Origin of the sequence: Mesorhizobium sp. M1322, assembly GCF_040318085.1 — a bacterium.
In the GTDB taxonomy this organism is placed as follows: domain Bacteria; phylum Pseudomonadota; class Alphaproteobacteria; order Rhizobiales; family Rhizobiaceae; genus Mesorhizobium.
The window spans coordinates 1-1543 of sequence record NZ_JAMYLP010000200.1 but is presented as its reverse complement, the minus strand read 5'-3'; the positions used below and the strand labels follow the sequence as shown (position 1 = coordinate 1543).

The 1543-nt window shown below is 66.6% G+C and carries 1 protein-coding gene and 1 pseudogene; one reads left to right on the top strand and one right to left on the bottom strand.

The genetic code is table 11. The features are described 5' to 3' along the window. Positions 1-162 precede the first annotated feature (162 nt). Positions 163-498: pseudogene (locus NKH12_RS30365) on the bottom strand (helix-turn-helix domain-containing protein); the annotation flags it as partial. Between the two features lie 242 nt (positions 499-740). On the opposite strand from NKH12_RS30365, the gene NKH12_RS30360 reads away from it, so the two are divergent. After that, a complete protein-coding gene (locus tag NKH12_RS30360) occupies positions 741-1373 on the top strand; it encodes an HAD family hydrolase (RefSeq protein ID WP_352956472.1) in 633 nt (210 codons plus the stop codon). Positions 1374-1543: the final 170 nt, after the last annotated feature.

The window sequence follows — 1543 nt, the reverse complement described above, 5'->3', positions numbered from 1 at the left end:
CCCACCCCCCCCCCCCCCCCCCCCCCCCCCCCCCCCCCCCCCCCCCCCCCCCCACCCCCCCCCCCCCCCACCCCCCCCCCCCCCCCCCCCCCCCCCCCCCCCCCCCCCCCCCCCCCCCCCCCCCCCCCCCCCCCCCCCGCCACCCCCCCCCCCCCCCCCCCGCGACCGCAGCCGTCTCTCGATCTCGGCAGCCGCCGCCACGGCGACGCCAATGGTGGAGGAGGAAGCGGGATCGCTCGGCACCACCTCGACCAGATCGAGCGCGAAGCGCGATTTCAGCCGGGCCGCGAGGTCGAGGCAATTGGCGATCGGGTGGTCGACACGCACCTTGATCAGCCCTTCGGACACCGCCAGCGACACCAGCCGCTGCGCCGTCTGCCGTGAGATGCCGAGCGTCGAGGCGATCTGGTCCTGCGTGTTGCCGGCGACATAATAGAGCCAGCCGGCGCGCGCCGCGTCGTCCAGCCTGTTGCTGCCGCTATCCTGCCGGGAATTCAACTTGCTGCCTCCCTGCCCCGACAATCGAGACGGAGCGCCTTACTTTTACGGCGAAATGCGCTTGTGCGCAATTGCCTACCGCCAGAGCAATTGCTTAGGTAAGCTGCCGAGGTGCCTGTGGCGTTTCGAGTGGATGATTGTAGCCAAGCAATTTTGGAGGTCCCGCAATGTCGGTGCAGGCAAGCGCCGCGGTTTATCTCCCGACGCAAACCCTTTAAGGGATTCGGACAAAGGAGCCTCGCATGACGCCGAAAGCGGTTTTCTGGGACATGGACGGCACGCTGGTCGACAGTGAGCCATTGCACGAGGCGGCGCTGATTGCGGCGCTGCACAGCGTCGGCATCGCGGCGCCGCCCGACCTGCATAAGCGGGTGCTCGGCATTGCCGCATGGCCGGTCTACGAAATGCTGCGCGACGAGTTCGGCCTCGACCTACCGTTCGATGACTGGATCGTGCGCAAATACGACCACTACCTGCCGATGGCCGAGACGCTGAAGCCGCGCCCCGGCGCGATCGAGATCTATAACGAACTGCGCGCGCTTGGCGTAGCACAAGCGGTGGTGTCCAATTCCGACCGGCTGGTCGTCGACGCCAATCTGCGCATGGTCGGCCTTTTCTATCCAGGCATGAAGACGATCAGCCGCAACGACGTGCGCGAAGGCAAGCCGCATGCCGAGCCGTTCCTGCGCGCCGCATGGCTGGCCGATGTCGATCCGGCCGATGCCGTGGCCGTCGACGACAGCGTGACCGGCGTCACGGCGGGATTGGCGGCGGGGATGAGGACGATCTTCTGGCCGGAATTGCCTATGGACGGGCCGCCTGGTGCGATCGTCATCAACAGCACCGACGAATTGCGGGCTGAGCTGGGGCTCTGAGCTTGGGAAGTGGAGTAGCCGCAACCTAGACGCTCTTCCTGCAACGCCGATGATTGGCGAAACCGGCGATCAGAGCTGTCCAGTTGATAGATGGGTAACACTTTGAACCGGATACATGGGTTACAGTTTTCCCCCTGTAGTGTCCGCTGCAGCGCCAAGCGGTTTGGTTG

Bases quoted from the DNA above. Each gene is read 5' to 3' on its own strand.
- NKH12_RS30360 (WP_352956472.1), top strand. From the start codon at position 741: ATGACGCCGAAAGCGGTTTTCTGGGACATGGACGGCACGCTGGTCGAC.